The sequence below is a fragment of the Exiguobacterium acetylicum genome (genome assembly GCF_022170825.1).
In the GTDB taxonomy this organism is placed as follows: Bacteria; Bacillota; Bacilli; order Exiguobacteriales; family Exiguobacteriaceae; genus Exiguobacterium_A; species Exiguobacterium_A acetylicum_B.
This window is the reverse complement of the sequence record NZ_CP081878.1, coordinates 1,429,332-1,447,622: the sequence shown is the minus strand read 5'-3', so window position 1 is coordinate 1,447,622 and position 18,291 is coordinate 1,429,332. Positions and strand designations below refer to the sequence as shown.

The 18,291-nt window shown below is 44.6% G+C and carries 15 protein-coding genes; 14 read left to right on the top strand and 1 reads right to left on the bottom strand.

The window, feature by feature from the left end; translation table 11 throughout:
* Positions 1-14: 14 nt before the first annotated feature.
* Positions 15-494: a hypothetical protein gene (locus tag K6T22_RS07430; RefSeq protein ID WP_238239738.1), complete on the bottom strand. Its 480-nt coding sequence runs from the start codon at positions 492-494 to the stop codon at positions 15-17.
* A gap of 338 nt (positions 495-832) precedes the next feature.
* Between K6T22_RS07430 and K6T22_RS17330 the strand changes: the two genes are divergently transcribed.
* From K6T22_RS17330 to K6T22_RS07365, 14 genes are all read left to right on the top strand, one after another.
* Positions 833-1,000, top strand: a complete 168-nt coding sequence (locus K6T22_RS17330) for a hypothetical protein (protein WP_425293148.1) — start codon at positions 833-835, stop codon at positions 998-1,000.
* A gap of 15 nt (positions 1,001-1,015) precedes the next feature.
* Entirely contained in the window at positions 1,016-2,242 is a 1,227-nt protein-coding gene (locus K6T22_RS07425; protein ID WP_238239736.1) for an MFS transporter, read from the top strand.
* A gap of 15 nt (positions 2,243-2,257) precedes the next feature.
* The gene (locus tag K6T22_RS07420; protein WP_238239735.1) at positions 2,258-2,779 is read left to right on the top strand and encodes a GNAT family N-acetyltransferase; all 522 of its coding nucleotides are present in this window, start codon (positions 2,258-2,260) and stop codon (positions 2,777-2,779) included.
* A gap of 207 nt (positions 2,780-2,986) precedes the next feature.
* Positions 2,987-6,691: an ABC transporter permease gene (locus K6T22_RS07415; protein WP_238239734.1), complete on the top strand. Its 3,705-nt coding sequence runs from the start codon at positions 2,987-2,989 to the stop codon at positions 6,689-6,691.
* Between the two features lie 64 nt (positions 6,692-6,755).
* Positions 6,756-10,481: an ABC transporter permease gene (locus tag K6T22_RS07410; protein ID WP_238239733.1), complete on the top strand. Its 3,726-nt coding sequence runs from the start codon at positions 6,756-6,758 to the stop codon at positions 10,479-10,481.
* A 141-nt stretch (positions 10,482-10,622) separates the two neighbouring features.
* Positions 10,623-11,516, top strand: coding sequence for a DMT family transporter (locus K6T22_RS07405; RefSeq protein WP_238239732.1), 894 nt, complete (start codon positions 10,623-10,625; stop codon positions 11,514-11,516).
* Between the two features lie 28 nt (positions 11,517-11,544).
* Positions 11,545-12,015, top strand: coding sequence for a DUF7878 domain-containing protein (locus K6T22_RS07400; RefSeq protein WP_238239731.1), 471 nt, complete (start codon positions 11,545-11,547; stop codon positions 12,013-12,015).
* A 20-nt stretch (positions 12,016-12,035) separates the two neighbouring features.
* A complete protein-coding gene (locus K6T22_RS07395) occupies positions 12,036-12,554 on the top strand; it encodes a hypothetical protein (protein ID WP_238239730.1) in 519 nt (172 codons plus the stop codon).
* A gap of 290 nt (positions 12,555-12,844) precedes the next feature.
* Positions 12,845-13,249, top strand: coding sequence for a hypothetical protein (locus K6T22_RS07390; protein WP_238239729.1), 405 nt, complete (start codon positions 12,845-12,847; stop codon positions 13,247-13,249).
* A gap of 658 nt (positions 13,250-13,907) precedes the next feature.
* Entirely contained in the window at positions 13,908-14,786 is an 879-nt protein-coding gene (locus K6T22_RS07385) for an NmrA family NAD(P)-binding protein (RefSeq protein WP_238239728.1), read from the top strand.
* Positions 14,773-15,066, top strand: coding sequence for a hypothetical protein (locus K6T22_RS07380; RefSeq protein ID WP_023468121.1), 294 nt, complete (start codon positions 14,773-14,775; stop codon positions 15,064-15,066). The genes K6T22_RS07385 and K6T22_RS07380 overlap by 14 nt, the downstream gene beginning before the upstream one ends.
* Before the next feature lie 36 nt (positions 15,067-15,102).
* Complete coding sequence (locus K6T22_RS07375; RefSeq protein ID WP_238239727.1) at positions 15,103-15,522, top strand: RrF2 family transcriptional regulator; 420 nt, start codon at positions 15,103-15,105, stop codon at positions 15,520-15,522.
* Positions 15,523-15,574: 52 nt separating this feature from the next.
* Positions 15,575-16,429, top strand: coding sequence for an NmrA family NAD(P)-binding protein (locus K6T22_RS07370; protein WP_238239726.1), 855 nt, complete (start codon positions 15,575-15,577; stop codon positions 16,427-16,429).
* Positions 16,430-16,785: 356 nt separating this feature from the next.
* Positions 16,786-17,910 carry a GGDEF domain-containing protein gene (locus tag K6T22_RS07365; protein ID WP_238239725.1) on the top strand — a complete coding sequence of 375 codons (1,125 nt, stop codon included), beginning with the start codon at positions 16,786-16,788 and terminating at the stop codon, positions 17,908-17,910.
* Positions 17,911-18,291: the final 381 nt, after the last annotated feature.

Sequence of the window (18,291 nt, the reverse complement as noted above, 5' to 3'; positions counted from 1 at the left end):
ATGGAGGCTTTATTTCATCCTGTTTGATTGTAGAGTTGCAAGATACCGTAGACGGTCAAGATCAGATAGCCTGTCCCGATGAACAGAAGGACTGGACGTATCAACCGATCTTTCGTTTGACGTGTGATGCCTTCGAAAAAACAACTGACGATAAAGCCGAGAACGAGGATTCCGCCATACATGGAAAGGAAGATTACGAGAAGACCAACGAGACTTGGATGCGTTAGCGAAGGTGCTAACCATATGAGACCACCGACTAATACGACAAGCACAACTGTCCCCATCACGATTCCGATCAGTGGATGAATCGTATTCAGTCGACGGATCACATCATAACGTTTGACGAGGCGTTCCACTAAGGTCATCACTGACAAACACGTTAGTAAAAATAAGATTAAGAAATAGATCGATTGTTCGACTGGACGGAACGTCGTGAAAAAGACAGCCCCGACGAGAACGAACAGCGGTGATAAGAGTAGGCTAAAACGTTTCACTTCTTTCCCTCCTTTTACGTAACGTTTTTAAAAGTAAACGCATTCTCACGAATAACGTATCATATGCCGTGTTACATTATTTACCACAACCTATTCTTTTCTGTATCTGATAGGTATTCATGTATTTCAATAATTGTAAAAAAATGAAAATAATTCTTTACGATTTCATTTTGTATATGCTAGGATAAGACAAATTACATGAATCAAACGCGTCGAAGAGAACAGTACGTCATCTCGGCTTTTTCTAGAGAGCTCCGATTGGTGGGAAGGAGCATCAGCCATTGACCGAACCAAGCCTCTGAGCAGCACGGTGGAACCTTTGGGGGATATCGTGACGGGTGCTCCCGTTATCGAGCTCAGGTATTCGCCGTTTGCAAGCGGTCGTACCGATGAAGGCGGTACCGGTGACGGTTTCGCGAACAGGGGTGGCACCACGACACGCACAGTCTCGTCCCCAAGACCAACGTCTTGGAGGTGGGATTTTTTTATTGGCTGAATCACAATAAAAAGGAGTGTGTCGTATGTCGCATTGGAAATATCCTGGATTACTGTTACTTGGTGTCGGTGTCTCAAACATCGGTGCTTGGGTCTACTTCATCGCCTTGAATTTAATCGTCCTCGAACGAACCGGATCAGCGTTTGCTGTCTCCGTTCTCTATATCCTCTTACCGATTTCTGCTCTCTTGACGAGTCTCTGGTCCGGCAGTGTCATTGATCGCATCAATCAGCGCCGTTTGCTCGTGTTGCTTGACGTCGCGCGAGCTATCCTCGTCTTTTCGCTGACATTGATCGATTCCTTGTTTGTCCTCTACGTGCTCGTCTTCATTCTAAATATCGGTAACACGCTCTTTGAGACATCGTCCTTGATTTACATGACGAAGCTCGTCCCGGAGAACAGTCGCCAACGGTTTAATGCGTTGAAGAACTTCATTCAATCAGCCGGCTTCATTCTCGGACCGTCGATTGCCGGCTTCTTATTTTTGATCGGTTCACCGGAAACAGCGATCGTGTTGAACGCGGGAGCACTGCTACTTTCTGCTATCCTCCTGTCTTTCTTACCGAACGTTCATCTTACGTCTAAGGAGAAGACACCCTTCACACTCCGACTCATTCTCTCAGACTGGAAGGAGACGCTTGTCTTTGCAAGGACGCGGCGTTACATTGCTGTCGTCTACGCCTTGTATGCGCTCATGATCGTCTTGATGAGCGGACTCGATTCACTCGAAGCCTCGTTTGCGACGATTGTCCTAGAGGTGGACGAGAGCACATACGGTTTTCTCGTCAGTATTGCCGGAGTTGGTATCATCTGTGGCTCAGCCGTCAATGCAATTTTTACGCGTCGATTGACGCCCCGCTTTTTGATTCAATTCGGAGCACTGATGACGCCGGTCGGTTACTTGATTTTTGCCTCGGCGACGTCGTTCCTAATTGCAGCCATCGGCTTTTTCTTGCTAACCTTTGCCTTGGCGTTCGCGAACACTGGCTTCATGACGTTTGCTCAAACACACATCCCCGTTGAATTGATGGGACGATTCCTCAGTAGCATCCACGTCGTACAATCGACTGGTGTCATTCTACTGACTGCCTTGATTGGTTTTTATGCCGAGACATCGATCCGCTTGACGTATACTGTCGCTTCAGTTGGCTTCCTACTGATTGGTGGATTGATTGTCTTCATCGTGCAAGACCGAACGAAACGTCAATATTTTACGACCGAAACCGACGAAACGATTACACTTTCGTCATGAGAAAGGAAACTATTTATGTACCTTATCGGAGAACGGATTTTTCTACGCCCGATTGACGTGACCGATGCGCACGTTTTATTGGAACAAACCCAGGATGAGACATTACGTTACCTGACGGGTACGACGGCGACATTTTCGCTTGAACAGATTGAACAGCATATTCAAACGATTCAAGCTGATGCGACGCGTCATGATTTTGCAATTTGCCTGACGTCCGGTGAGACGGTCGGCGAGTGCTCGATTCTTGATATCGATTCGGATTCAGGAACGGCTGGCTTTCGAATCTCACTCCGTGCCCTCTCCTTAACAGGTCAAGGATACGGGACAGAAACAATCGCGTGTATCTTCCGATTTTGTTTCGAAGAACTTCAGCTAGGTCAACTTGAACTCGAAGTGTTTTCGCACAATGAACGGGCAATCGCTGCGTATAAGAAAGTCGGTTTTCACATCATGGAAACGATTCCTGGCGCTTTACTGTACGATGGCGGTTCGTTTGACGAGATTATCATGCGAAAACGGAATCCACTCGTTGTTTAAAGAGTCAATCCTGATGTAGCACCTCCTCCGTGAGGTGCTTTTTCTATTTCCTTAAAACTAATACCCTTAATTAACAGATTTTTTAGTCAATTCACTATTATTTGTATATAATGGAAAAATAAAAAGAAATATATGGATAAAAGAATATCTTATCGAAAGGCAGCTTATGCAATGCTCAATTAACCAAATCGAAATGAGGTGGAGAACATGCTGAGATTCATCTGGAATTCCTGGTGGCGCAACAAGGAGCGGTTCATCCTGCTACTCGTCGGCGTTCTGATCGTCAGTACCGGACTCAGTTATTTAATCGGTACAACACAAGCGAACAACGGAACGGTCGTTGATGAACTGCAAAAGCGCTGGGGATCATCGTACGATATCGTCGTCCGTCCGGAAGGCAGTCGGAGCGTGACCGAAGATTTGAACCTGCTCGAACCGAACTACATGAGTGGACTCGACGGTGGCATCACCCGCAAACAATACGAAACGATCAAGCAGATTGCTGACGTCGAAGTCGCTGCACCGATTGCGATGATTGGCTATACATCGACGTCGAGTAGCGTCGGAACACATACGATCCAAGAAGAAGGGATTTATCGTTTGAAAATCAAGGACTCTCAAAACACAGGGCTCCAAAAAGAATCCTATACCATGTCAACGTTTCTCGCTGCCGGCTGGGAACCAATGGGTGATGCAACACGCACAGGCGTCTCCCCTTTAAAGCTCGGCGAACAGCCCCTTTATGACTACGGCTCACAAGTCATGATTGCTGGAATCGACCCTACAGCCGAAGATCAGCTCGTAGGTTTGAAAAAAGCGACTACAACCGGAACATATAGCCGTTTCTTCACCGAAACCGATTTTCCTACTTCGTACGGAGACCAAGCGACGCAGATTCCGATTTTATTGAATTCTCGTGAATACGTCGATGCGTCCCGCACCTATACATATGAAAAAGTAGAGCTTCCATTCGCTGCAACCGGCGTTGCAGACATGGTACAAAAGATTGAACAAAAAGGTGGGAAAGCATACCTCAGTAAGCTACCAGTAGAGGAACCTACTTCCTACACGATCACGACTCAAGACGTCCAAAAAAAGCTTGTGGACGGTATCCTAAAAAACACCTTACCAACAGGCGATACGAACAATAGTAATTCACTGTCCTCCATTTCTTTAAAGCCTTCACCGGTTGAATACAAAACGATTAAAAGTCCGTTCGGTTCCCGTTGGCCATTTACCTATCAGGTTCAACCAAAAGAGGTCGCCAAGGAATCATTACTCTTCAAGCGAAGTATGTACCGCGAAGCACGTGAATTCGAAGGTGGCTTTAAAGGCTGGAAACAAGTCCATCTCAACTTTATCGGCGTCTTTAACCCACAGAAGCTTGATGTTTCAAAGGATCCTTTGACTGAACTTCCAATGGAGACCTACTTCCCGGCAAAAGCGCAATGGGTCATGGATCAAAACGATCGTCCGGTCAATCCAGTCCGTGACGTCAAACCCGCCAACGATTCGTATGACTTCCTGACGAAACCACCATCGATGCTGACGACACTCGATGCTGCCTTTAAGCTCCGCGGGGATAAAGCGATTTCTGCGATTCGTGTCAACGTCAAAGGGGTCGAGACGATGAACGCGACAAGTGAGAAAAAATTGCAAGCTGTCGCTCAGGAAATCGAAGATAAGACTGGTTTGATCACGGACGTCACACTGGGTTCTTCCCCTCAACTCGCCTTGACTTATTTACCAGGTCTAAAAGGAGAATCAGCGCTCGGCTGGGTTCAACAACCGTGGATCAAGCTCGGCTCGTCGATTGCGATTTTCCAAGAGGCAAAAGTCGGGATGAGTGGCATCATCGCGAGCGTCATTACTGTCGCGCTCGTCTATGTCTTCAGCTCAAACATTATCTTACTCTATGCCCGCAAAAAAGAATTCGCGATCCTGCTATCGCTCGGCTGGCGATCACGTCAGCTGTCTAAACTCCTCTTCCTTGAGGCAACACTTCTCGGAACGCTGGTCGCACTCATCGCTTGGGCGATTCTCGGATCATTTTGGATAACAGCGGATCACCCGATTGCTCTCGGACGCATCATCTTAATTGGACTATCCGGACTGTTGATTTACTGGGGCGGTACGATTGTTCCGATGTTACTCATCCGTCGGATTCAACCGTTTGAAAGCATGCGCTCCGGCGAAGTTTCAAAGGGACGGCGTTTCGTCCGGGCGCAAAGTGTCGTCGGAATGAGCATCAATCAACTTGCGACCTACTGGCAACGGACGCTACTGTCCATCATCGCCATCGCCTTACCGACGAGCTTATTCATCTTCTTCTTATTCATCACGTTCCGACTAAAAGGCGTCTTATATGCGACTTGGCTCGGTGAATATGTTGCGCTCGAAGTCGGTACGATGCACTACGTCGCAATGGGCGTCGCCCTACTAATCGCAATCCTGACGACAACCGAAATCATGTGGCAAAACGTCAATGAACGAAAGAATCAGCTCGCTGTGCTCAAAGCAACCGGTTGGCGAAACGGTCAAATCCGTCTACTTGTTCTCAGTGAAGGACTCATGACTGGACTCTTCGCTGGAATCCTTGGTCTACTTGTCGCTTTGATGATGATTGGTTTCGTCTATAATCAGTTCCCGACTAGTGAACTCGGTTTCTTAAGCCTCATGCTCCTGATTCCGGTGGCGACAGGCGTCTTTGGTGCCTTGCTCCCTGCCCAGCTCGCTGTACGCATCACACCAAACGCAGCCATTGGTGGTGTGAACGATAATCAACAATTGACCGAACGTCGCTTCAAATGGGCTCTCGGTAGCATCGCTGCTACCCTTGTCATCGGGACGACGAGTTTATTCCTCCTCGCTGAACCTGAAACGAGAACGGCTCAAAAAGAGATAACGACACCAAAAGTACAAACGAGCGGACAAAAACTAAAAGATCTCACTCAAGATCCTACTGATAAGAAACATACCGCCGAAGACAATACGGCACTAGAACAACTGATGAACGCAGGCGCTATTCAGACGTACCCGGGTGACCCTGCGGCGAAGAATTATGACTTCTCTGTTAAAAAACTCGTCTCAACACCGAAAGAATTAAAGCTTAAAGAGAAGTCAGGGTATCGTTTCGTGACGATTCCCGTTTTCCTTCATAACCAAGATGAATTAGCTGCAGGTTCATTCTCGTCGTATCGACCGCAAACCTTTCCGTTAATCGCTCTTGACGGAAAAGAGTATACTCCTGTCGATTATGTCAATCACGATAAAACGGCATGGAAAAATGCGTTTCAATACATCAATTCGAAAAAATCATGGGTCGATCTAGTATACCAAGTACCGATTGACCAAAAAGTGTTCGTCTTGCTTGCAAATGATGATGCCGTCGAACGAACGACGACCGTCAAGATCACGCTAGAAGATATCGAAGAAGCAAGTACGTCAGCTGCTACCCTTTCTAAAGACGACGCAGAAAAACTCAAAACATTGATGATGCGTGGTGTCACTCAGACATCTCCCGGGAATCCGAAGCATCAGTTTGATTCTTTCCATGTCGAGGCGTTGATTAACACACCAAAAGAACTGAATCTGAAGCATCGTGCCGGCTATCGTTTCTTGACGATTCCCGTCGTCATGCAAGATACGGGGGATGATATGGGCGGATTCACGACGTATCGTCCCAATCGGTATGCTTTGACGGATTTAAATGGCACGGATTATGAACCAGTTGATTATGTGAATCGGAATGAGAAGGCCTGGAAGAATGGCTTTCAATATTTCGCACCCTATAAATCACGCGTGGAGTTAGTCTATCAAGTGCCACTCGAAGAAAAACGGTTCGTCCTGTTCGCTTCTGATCCAGCTTTTCCAAAACCAACGACCGTTAAAATCGACCTGATGAAACAATAATCTAACCACTAGGAGGAGCTTTATATGGACCATCCAATCATTGAAAGGAATCGAGGTTTTGCCGATGCTTAAATTCATTTGGAACTCTTGGTGGCGCAACAAGGAGCGGTTCATCCTGCTACTCGTCGGCGTCCTAATCGTCAGTACCGGACTCAGTTATTTAATCGGTACGACGCAAGCAAACAACGGAACGGTCGTCGATGAACTACAAAAGCGCTGGGGATCATCATACGATATCGTCGTTCGTCCAGAAGGCAGTCGAAGTGTAACGGAAGACTTGAATCTGCTCGAACCGAACTACATGAGTGGACTCGACGGTGGGATCACTCGTAAGCAATACGAGACAATCAAACAAATTGCGGACGTCGAAGTCGCGGCACCGATTGCGATGATTGGAAACTACAATACGAATGCCGAAACAGATACCTATAATTTCAAAGAACCGGGTATATACAAAATTTCGTTTACGGATATGCAAGATACTGGGCTAAAAAAAGAAACAGAGTCATATTCGTTCTTTTCCGGAGCCGGTTGGTTCCCTCCTGAGAGTGACGGATTGAATCGAGATGTTTCACCGCAAGAATTAGGTGAGTTTCCCATCTACGGTTACGGAAGTGCAGTGATGCTTGCCGGAATCGATCCGGAAGCAGAAGCAAAACTCGTTGGACTCGATCAGGCAACTAAAAAGGCACCCCATAGTCGTTATTTCACAAAAGAAGATACCGTCAACGATTATGGTGACGGTGTTTGGGACATCCCATTGATTATGAACAGTCAGGAGTACGTCAATGCTTCGCGGACCTACCGCTACGAGAAAGTCGATATCCCGCTTGTTAAAGATTCAATGGTTGAAACAGTGCGCAGTATCATGAAAAAAGGTGGCGAATCCTATCTCAAGACGCTTCCTGTCAAAGATACGAAGGAATACTATATTTCGACAGAGCAAGCATCAAAGCAACTGATTAAGAACATCCTCGAAGATAAGGTCCCGGAAAAAGCAAGTGGTAGCTTTGACTGGATGTTTTTAAAGCCATCGTCTGTCGAGTATCAAACGATTGCTAGTCCCTTTGCCAAACGTTGGCCGTTCACCTATCAAGTAACACCTCAAGAGGTCGATAAGGACTCCCTCATTTCGAAACGATCGATGTATCGAAAAGCTCGTGTCTTCGGTGACAACACGGGTAACCTAGATAAAGTACCGAAAATGCATTTGAACTACATTGGTGTCTTTGATCCGAAAAAATTGAACATCTCGAAAGATCCATTAACGGAACTGCCGATGGAGACCTACTTCCCGGCGAAAGCACAATGGGTCATGGATAAAAACGAGAAGCCGGTTAATCCAGTTCGCGATGTCAAACCAACGAACGATCCGTATGACTTCTTGACGAAACCGCCATCGATGCTGACGACGCTTGACGCGGCCTTTAAATTACGCGGTGAGAAGGCAATCTCCGCTATTCGTGTCAACATCAAAGGTGTTGAGACGATGAACGCGACAAGTGAGAAAAAGTTGAAAGCTGTCGCTCAAGAGATCGAGGACAAGACCGGTCTGATCACGGATGTCACGCTTGGCTCTTCGCCGCAGTTGGCGTTGACGTACCTCCCTGGATTAAAAGGTGAATCAGCACTCGGCTGGATACAGCAACCGTGGATCAAACTCGGTTCATCGATGGCAATTTTCCAAGAAGCAAAGGTCGGCATGAGCGGTATCATCGCAAGCGTCATCGCTGTCGCGCTCGTTTATGTCTTTAGTTCAAACATCATCCTACTCTATGCCCGCAAGAAGGAATTCGCGATCTTACTGTCGCTCGGTTGGCGCCCCCGTCAGCTGTCCAAGTTATTGTTCCTTGAAGCGACTCTGCTTGGAACGCTCGTCGCCTTGATTTCCTGGACGATTCTCGGTTCGTTCTGGTTGACGACGGATCATCCGATTGCCCTTACACGCATCCTTTTGATTGGACTCGCCGGTCTGTTGATTTATTGGGGCGGCACGCTCGTTCCGATGACGCTCATCCGCCGGATTCAACCGTTTGAAAGTATGCGCTCCGGTGAAGTCTCAAAAGGTCGTCGGTTCGTTCGGGCGCAAGGTGTTCTTGGTATGAGTATCAATCAACTCGCAACCTACTGGCAACGGACAATCCTCTCGACGATTGCAATTGCCCTGCCGACAAGTCTGTTCATCTTCTTCCTGTTCATCACGTTCCGACTGAAAGGTGTCTTGTATGCGACATGGCTCGGCGAATACGTTGCGCTCGAAGTCGGCACGATGCACTATGTTGCAATGGGCGTCGCTTTACTCATTGCCATCCTGACGACAACCGAAATCATGTGGCAGAACGTCAATGAACGAAAAAGTCAGCTCGCCGTCTTGAAGGCAACCGGCTGGCGAAACAATCAAATCCGGACACTCGTCTTAAGTGAAGGATTGATGACAGGACTGTTCGCCGGAATCATCGGCTTACTGATCGCTCTAGCGATGATCGGTTTCGTCTACAACCAGTTCCCAACAGGTGAGCTTGGTTTCTTAAGTGTCATGTTATTGATTCCGATGGTGACGGGTGTTCTTGGCGCCCTCTTACCCGCTCAACGCGCCGTCAGCATTACACCGAATGCAGCGATCGGGAGCGTCGCAACGAATACGAAGGCGACCGAACGACGTTTCCGACTCGCCTTGTCCGCAGTCGGTGGTGCACTTGTCGTCGGAGTCGCTTCTCTGTTCTTCTTTGCTACGACAGAGGAAGGACCGACAACAACGAAACCGACACAGACAGCTACACCAACGGTCAAGACGACAGGAACGAAACTGGCAGATGTAAAAGACACGAAGAAGAAAAAGTCCTCTTCGAAGAAAGTCAATGCGAGCAAGCTCGATCAATTAATGGAGCGTGGTGTCGTTCAAACCTATCCAGGAGATCCAACTGTTAAGAAACAAGTGTTCCAAGTTGGAAAATTACTTTCGACTCCTCCAAAAGAGTTGAAACTGCCAACTCTCGATGATGAACAATATGTCACGGTGCCGGTCCTCTTGGAAAACTACAAAGACCAATCCGGAGAAGGCTACGCTACGTATAAACCGAATCTTTTCACCCTAGAAGATACGAACGGGAAAGTATACGAGGCGGTTGATTACGAGAATCGTAATCCAGACGCTTGGAAGGATGGCTATCGCTACTTTGCACCTTTAGCTTCTCGGGTTGACCTCGTGTTCCGTGTTCCACGTGACAAAAACACGTATGTCCTCTTCGCGACAGGCGAGGCGATTGCCAAACCGACGACCGTCAAAATCGAAGTCGATGCTGTGAATGCTACATCAACCACCGCAACGATCGGACAAAAGAAGGAGTCGAAAAAAACGGATACAGACGTCATCACAGAATTAATGAATAAAGGCGGTCTTCAAACTTATCCTGGCGATAAAAATTTACTGAAGGAACAGGGATTCATGGTCAGTTCGGCGAAACGTGTTCAACTTAAAAATCTTCCGAAAAATAAACAAGCCGTATCCGTCAGACTTGAGATGCAGGTAAAAGGTGAAGATTCAGCTGACTCTTATATCGACTATAAACCATCTACTTTTCCATTAATTGATGGTCAAAAGAAAAGCTACACACCAGAAGAAACGATCAATCTCAACAAAAAAGCTTATTCAGAAAGCTTAGGTTACTACGCTCCCTTACACTCAAAAATTGACGTCATCTATATTGTTCCGAAAACTGAAAATATCTTCGTATTGAATGTGAATTCTGGATATACTGGTTATCTCTACACCGTTAAAATCAAATTATGATTACTACTTAATCACTGGCTGTCATATGACGGTCAGTGATTTTTCTATTTATACCGAAAATGATTTCTTAACGATTTACTTTTGGTAAGATGAAATACAGGAAAAGAATTGGAAATGAAAATACGTAAACGAGGATCAGCTATGACATATTTCATGTATCTATTTTGTTTAATCGTCTGGGGACTGAATTTCATTGCCGTCAAAATTCAAGGTACACCCGTCGCTTTGGAAGTATCCTTGACCTATCGATTAGCGATGACAGCGATTCTCTTCATCATCTTCGCATTGTTCATCAAACGAACGAACAAACCTACCGCGACGGATCTCCCGTTCATCGTCGTGTTCGGTGTCTGTAATTTCGCTCTGAGTTACTTATGTCTCTATTACGCGACAATATTAAGCTCTGCTGCCATCGTGACCTTGATTTTCTCACTTAAAGTCATTCTGACACCGATCGCTCTGCGTCTGTTTTTAAAAGAGACGCTCCACGCGCGCGTCTGGATTGGTGGATGTTTTGGCATCATCGGCGTTGGTGTTCTAATCGTACCGAGTCTAAACAGCATCCATGGACTGACCGATTTGAAAGGTGTTTTGATCGCCCTAGTCGGCACGATATTGACGGCGATTGGTGATGCTAGTTCAGCGCGTAACGCCAAGCGACAGATCAATCCTGTCCATGCGAATGCGATTGGTTTTACCGTAGCGAGTCTACTGATGGGTGCGATTGTCTGGTTCCAAGGGACACCACTTACGCTTCCGACAACCGTTACCTATCTTTCTGCCTTATTGTATTTAACCGTGATTGCGTCATTTCTCGCGTGGCTATTTTATCTGAAACTCGTCGAACGAATTGGTGGTGCGAAGAGCGGTTATATGGTGGCACTATTTCCGCTAATTGGCGGTGTTGCTTCAGTATTGATTGGTGAATCGACGCTATCTCTTCCTTTAATCATCGGTTGTCTGTTCAGTTGTGTTGGAGCTTCGATTGCTTTAGGGATTCGTCCGTCTCGGCAACGGAATAACGTATTCAGCTAATTTCAATTCATAAACCGGAGTGATGAAGATGTCTTCTCAAATCATATGTACGTATGATTTTTTAAATTCACCGTGTGCCATTTCAAATTCTTCAGCAAAGGATATCCCAACCATTCTGTCGATAGAAGCGAGTTTTAAAATCATCATTGATCATACACTATATCTCGAAACATCAATATCCATCTTCGAGTTTTATAAATCGTTGTATCGGTGGAAAAGACAGGTCACGTCGACCTTCATTCCTGCCTTTTATTATTATTCGGTGGAATTTGATCACGATGAAGAAGGGGCGATCGTATCGATGGTCCCCTCCGCTAATCAAGGAAACATTCAATCGATTTGGGGCGATGATTGGCTGAATACTCTTTTTCCTCTCAATCTCTTAGTGACATGCTTGTCTGATTTAGAAAGACGCCTTCGTATTGACCTTGAAGCATACTTCGACATTCAGCTAGATGCCTTCATCCGTCACATTCCCTACTCGTCACCAAAACTCTAATAGAATCAGGAGACTTCTATATGCTTGATTTATCCCAGTTCCAGATTGAGTTTGATATCAGGAAGCAAACACCCTATTTTCAGTCAACACCAGAACGCCGCATCCGTTTTTTAATGGAAGACCTAAACGCCTCGCAGTTAAAAGAAATTCTTCAGACGATTTTTCAAGAAGACAGCTCCATCCATCTTTTATTCGTCGCTGCGTACATTCATCATCATCGTCGTTATTCAGCAAAGGCACTAGTAGGATCGTCAATCACGATTCGAAATTGGAAAGAGTATATCATGGAAGAAGAAGCCGATCATGCGGGTGTCGTCTATGCGCATGTGAAACATGTAAAGCTAGAGGAAGTCGCCTCCTATTGCGTAAAAATCTATCGAGGGCACACACCAGCTTATATCGCCTTCCATGACTCGGATTTCCTCTTGTATGTGTCGACTGATGTAGTGGATATCATCGGAACAGACGTGAATGCGATTAGGTCACTCAAGGAAACATACGCTGAACTTTACGACATGCTTCATGATTCACCTCTTTAAAACAAACTACAGATAACCCTCATGTCTAACAACCATTCATATTAGTACCATTGAAAAAAGGATAGAAGTTCAGGTGTCCATCACCTCGAACTTCTATCCTTTTTATTGTTTTTAAATGATCAGTCAATATAATCACCCGTTAACGAATTCTAATCATCCATTTGAAGGAATTCAATAGTTTTTCGTGGAAAAAGATTCTAACTATAAACAACATAAAGATTTCACAACATTAATTATTTAGAGGAGGTGCTCCTATTCTGAAATACGTTTTGATTGGTTGTGTAACTATATTGATTGCATTTTTCATTTATTTTGAACCATTCCGAATTGAACCCTACGATCCAAACGTCGAAGTAAATGGTAAACAGATTCCGACTGTTCAAGGCTCCTATTGTTGGTTTAGTTTGTTCAGCGGACAATGTGCCGATATGATCTATGTCGATGCGCTGCATATGACCGAAAAAAGTAAGCCTGTCATCGTATCACCAAACGACAAGATTCATCTCTCATTTGATCGTGTTCCAGATACACTTCAAGTCGTACGCTGGGATACGAAGAAAAAAAGCAAACAGGTTTCATTAAAAAACGATATTATTATCGTACCATCCGATCAAGGGACGTACACGTATGAAATTATTGCACGGTGGAACGAACACGGTGATGGTCTATCTGCTTTTTTGATCCAAGTTAAATGAATCTTACTTAACTCAAATAGGAGATGAACTCCAATGCGTAAAGGGTTTCGCCTTTCTCCCCCCTTACATTCTCGTGCCGTTTGTTTGTTTAATGCACTCGGATACGATGAGAAAAAATATCTTTAAGGAGGTTCCTTAAGAAAAGCATCGATTCGAACTGGTCTAGCGACGCTAGTCCTATATGCGTTGTTCGTCTGGAACGCGATGTACCGCGTTGAGGTGACGGAATTCGAATATCTTTACGCAGGACTGATCACGCTACGCCCTTGGGCATGGATGTGTGTCTACTTATTCGCCTACTTGTTAAAATGGTCGTATCTCGTTTTTCTATACACACAACATGCTAAAACATCATTTCACGGACAGTGAACATGTTTATTACAACGTCATAGAAGGAGCTAGGGAGTCAATGGCTCATTTGGCTCCTCATGAAGGCATTAAATGAAGGCAACTTGATGATTGAATCACGCTGTTTCGCTTCGGTCATCGCTTAGATGACTAAACTATGTTTTTAACAGAAATGCTCGTTTGTCCGATATTCGAAAGGAAGTTAGGGTATTATCTAATTAATACAAGTATTATATTTACCAGTTTTCTTGAACTACTTTCCCCTAATCAGCAATGTTTTGTTCATCTAAGAGAGGAAAGGAATTTTCCTATGATTTTCATTACGGACTTTTCTTCACCAATCGGTCAACTCGTCAGCCAACGTATGCGCACGGAAGAACAGCCTTTTTGCATTGGGGTATCCGATCCACAAGCCGCTTCCGAATTATATGGAGAGCATTTTGACTTTCGTCGATTCGATCTCCAAGATGCCTCGACGTTCGTAGAAGCACTCGCCGGGTGCAATCAAATCTTTCTCGAATTTCCTGCAAACGCGGACTTGGAGACATTCGAATATTTTATTCATTATCTCAGACAGACTGCCCTGCAACACATCGTCTACCTCTCAGCCAAAGACGCTCTATCTCTCCCATTCACGCCACATCATCGTATTGAAGTCGTCATTCGCCAAACCGACATTCCCTACACGATCATTCGTCCTAGCTACTACATGCAGCATTTAAACATATTCATGCGAGATATGTTACGAGATCATGCACACCTCTTCGCACCGGCAGGAATTGGTAAGACGTGCATGATTGATGCCCGTGACGTAGCGACCGTCGTGATGACGTGTCTTGAAAACCCAGCCACTCACTTCAATAAAATCTATACGATCAGCGGTGAAGCGGCTTACAATTTTTACGAAGTCGCCCGGCTTCTCGGAGAAGAACTTGAAACAGAGATCATGTATACGAACCCGTCGATTGATTTTTTCCGGTCCTTTATGATCCAACATGGATTGTCTTACGAAGAAACCAATGAAATCATCAAACTTCACGTGCCGATCTTATTAGGTCTAGCGGATGAGACGGATAACCACTTTCTAGAACTGATTGGTGAACGCCCGATCACCCTTCGGCAATATATAAAAGACCACCTATCCGATTGGGTAAATGAAGAGGAGGGCAAAGCATATGATTACTCATGAACGAGCGCTATTCGTTCGTCAATGCATCGTCGATTATTATCATCGGCTCGGCATTCATTGTCAGGTGACGATATTCACAGAGTATCCCTTGCAATTGTTGCTTGACTTCGACTCTCGAAGAGATGAACTGATTACGCCTCAACGGCGAAGTCTCTCCTGTCGGTACATTCGTGCACACCTGATCTCTGCTTTGATCACATTCGATGATTCTTACACGCATGTATATATGACGAAAGCGCCCTTTTCCTCCATGACGCGGTACTGTCTTTTGATTGTCTAATATCTTCTTCAGCCGAAAGTGAAAGGAGATACGATCGTGAGGTTGAAACGTGCTACGGAACATGGCTTACTGACATTACTTTTTTTGGTACACACCTCGAAATCGATGGCACGAAGAGGAGAATATGTAAAGACGAGAGACATTTCGCTTCAATGTGACATCTCTTACGAACATCTTACGAAGACCGTATCGATTTTAAGAAAGGCAGGTCTTTTACAGACCCATGCTGGACGAGAAGGCGGTGTTCAACTCCTCCCATTGAGTCATACTGTCCGGGTCGGAGATGTAGTAGCGTTATTCGAACGTCCATTTTTCCCGGGAACGCGTTATCAGGTGCGTGCGTTAGATCACCTATTAGATGCGGCACTGATTTCTTTCTTTAATACGCTCAATCAAGTTACGATAAAGCAATTAGCGGACGATTTACCACCTCACTTTTTCTTAGACATATCATGACTTACTTCCCAGCAAGTAGCATTCAGTCAAGTGTACAGGAAGGACGTTACACATGACGATTTTAGTAACAGGATTCACAGGAAACGTTGGACTAGCCGTCGGTCATGCAATGATGAAGCAACATATCCCCTTTCATGCGGCTGTCATCGACTCAGTTGCTGCTTCTGAGAAATTCGGCAATGCTTTTCACTATCGTCACTTGGACTACGCCGATATCTCAACGTTTTCACAAGCGCTAAAAGGTGTCGATCAACTCTTTTTGATGTATCCATCTCAAGTATCAACACGACAGTTTCATCTCTTTTTGCGCTATTTGCGCTTCACCTCAGTCCGCCACATTGTCTACCTCTCGTTCAAGGATGTTCCTATCTTTCCGCTGACACCTCACCATACGATCGAAAAGATCATTCAAGAGACCGGCATCCCGTTTACGATCATCCGTCCCGGGTACTACATGCAAAATTTAAATCTCTTCATGCGTGATGATATTCGCTTTCACGAGCAAATCGTTACACCCGCTGGTCTTGGGAAGACAAGCATGATCGACATTCGGGATATCGCAACGTTCGTCATCCATTGCCTCGAACATCCTGCCCCTCATTTCAATCGTGTTTATACGTTGCATGGCGAAGAAGTTTTCGGTTTCCATGAGATTGCAAGTCTGATGACGCTACTCTTAGGGAAGACAATTCGGTACACGAACCCTTCGATTCCATTCTTCCAAATGAAGATGGTTCAAAAAGGGTATCCGAAAAGTTACGTCAATGAAGTCATCATGTTACACCTCCCGATTAGTCTCGGACTCACGAAACGAACGAACCGTCAATTCCGTGAGGTGACAGGCACCGAGCCGATTCCCCTAAGTCAATATATTCTCGATTATCAAGCCCACTGGGAGAAGCATTGATTCCTCTATTCTTCGTAAAAGGAAAATGACTTCTTCAAGAGAAGCTGGATGATTCATCTTGAATTCCACTTAAATAACGAAATCTTTCCTATAGTAAAAAGAGTGATATCTCGCAAAAAAGATATCACTCTTTTTACTGCACATGACTGATCTACCCGATAAATTTAGAATATTCCAAAAAATAGATAGTGCTATATAATCATATGACGTATACTTAATGCTTAAAGATATAAGAATGATACATCGATTAGACACCTCTTATCATTTTCACCATTCCACTTCTATCGTTTGAATGAGTGGCTCCGATACTTACTGATGACTCTCTATTAACGGTTCCTCACGAAAGGAATTTTTCGATGCTTCATGCTATGGATCAATTCATTGTCAGTGTGTCGTCACTATTGTTAATCCTGATCTCCGGTGCTTTTTTCTTTCAATGGTTCTATCCCATCAAGCCGAACTCTCAAAGTTTCAATCATTTGTTTTCACTCATTTTGTTTTCGATTGCTGCAAGTATTTGGGTCCTTCTAAAAGCAATTGATCTTCATGGATTTTCCATCGATTTATCCATCCTATTTTTAATGGTCAGCCTCTACTATGGAGGACATCAAGTCGGACTTATCACGCTAGTGTCCTTGCAACTTTGTCAAGGTCTCTTTGTCTATCAGACGACTGACATTTGGCATGCCATGAGTTACGTTGTCACGTATGGAGTAGTCTTCTATGTCATCATACTTCTGAAAAAAAGAATGATCACCCAGTCAATCAGTTTTTTTGTTCTGCTTGCGGCGAGTCTCCTGATTTCCCTTCCTCTCATTTATTTCATAGAATCGACTTCACACATGAAGGAAACGAATACACTACAATTCATATTGATTCACTTCGGATCGGGTATTTTAATCCATGCCTCTCTCGAAACGATACGTGCTCAATATGCCCGCTATCATCAAGCATGCCAGGAGGCAGGAATTGACGGGTTGACCGGTCTGTATAATCGCCGAAAACTTGAAGAATCTGTTCGACAACTGCTAAAAACAGAAACTCCTTTTTCAATCTTAATGCTTGACGTCGATCATTTTAAGCGTATCAATGATGTATATGGACACGATCAAGGCGATGCGATTCTTCGTCAAATCAGTAGATTATTACAAAACCATTGTCCGGACTCCGTCATTGTCGGTCGTTATGGAGGTGAAGAATTCATCATGGTCTGTCCAAACTTACAGTTGCCCCAATCATATGACCTGGCTGAAGTCATTCGAGCAACTAGCTCGATTTATGACTATCAGATTAAGAACGAGCACCCTATTCAGATTACCGTATCGATTGGCGTAGCTTTTCATGAACAGTCTCATAACAAGAAAGAGAACCTGCAGGATATCGTTCAAGATGCTGATCGAGCACTCTATGAGGCGAAACGAAGAGGACGCAATCGTGTACGGTATAAACCTATGACACAGGTTGAGAAAAATGAGGGATAAATCTACATGTGGCGAAAACGTCAATTTCGAAAGAACCTACTCATCATCATTTTTGTTTAGTGATTCCATTCAATAAGAGAAGTGCCCTCTATGTTGTTACCAAACCGATTGTTTGTGTCGTTAAAAGGTTTCAATGAATTGCGAGCATTTAACCGTCACAAATAGAAACGTATGACTCATTCAAAATCTCTCCATCCATTTGAAGGGATTCAACAGTCTTTTGTGAAAAAAACCATATAATGACTATTTATAGGTTTTATGATATTGATTTCTTAGAGAAAATACTTCTATTCTGAAATATATTTTGATTGATTGTTTAGCTATACTGATTGCTACTTTATTTACTTTGAACCATTTTGTACCGAATCTTACGACCCATAA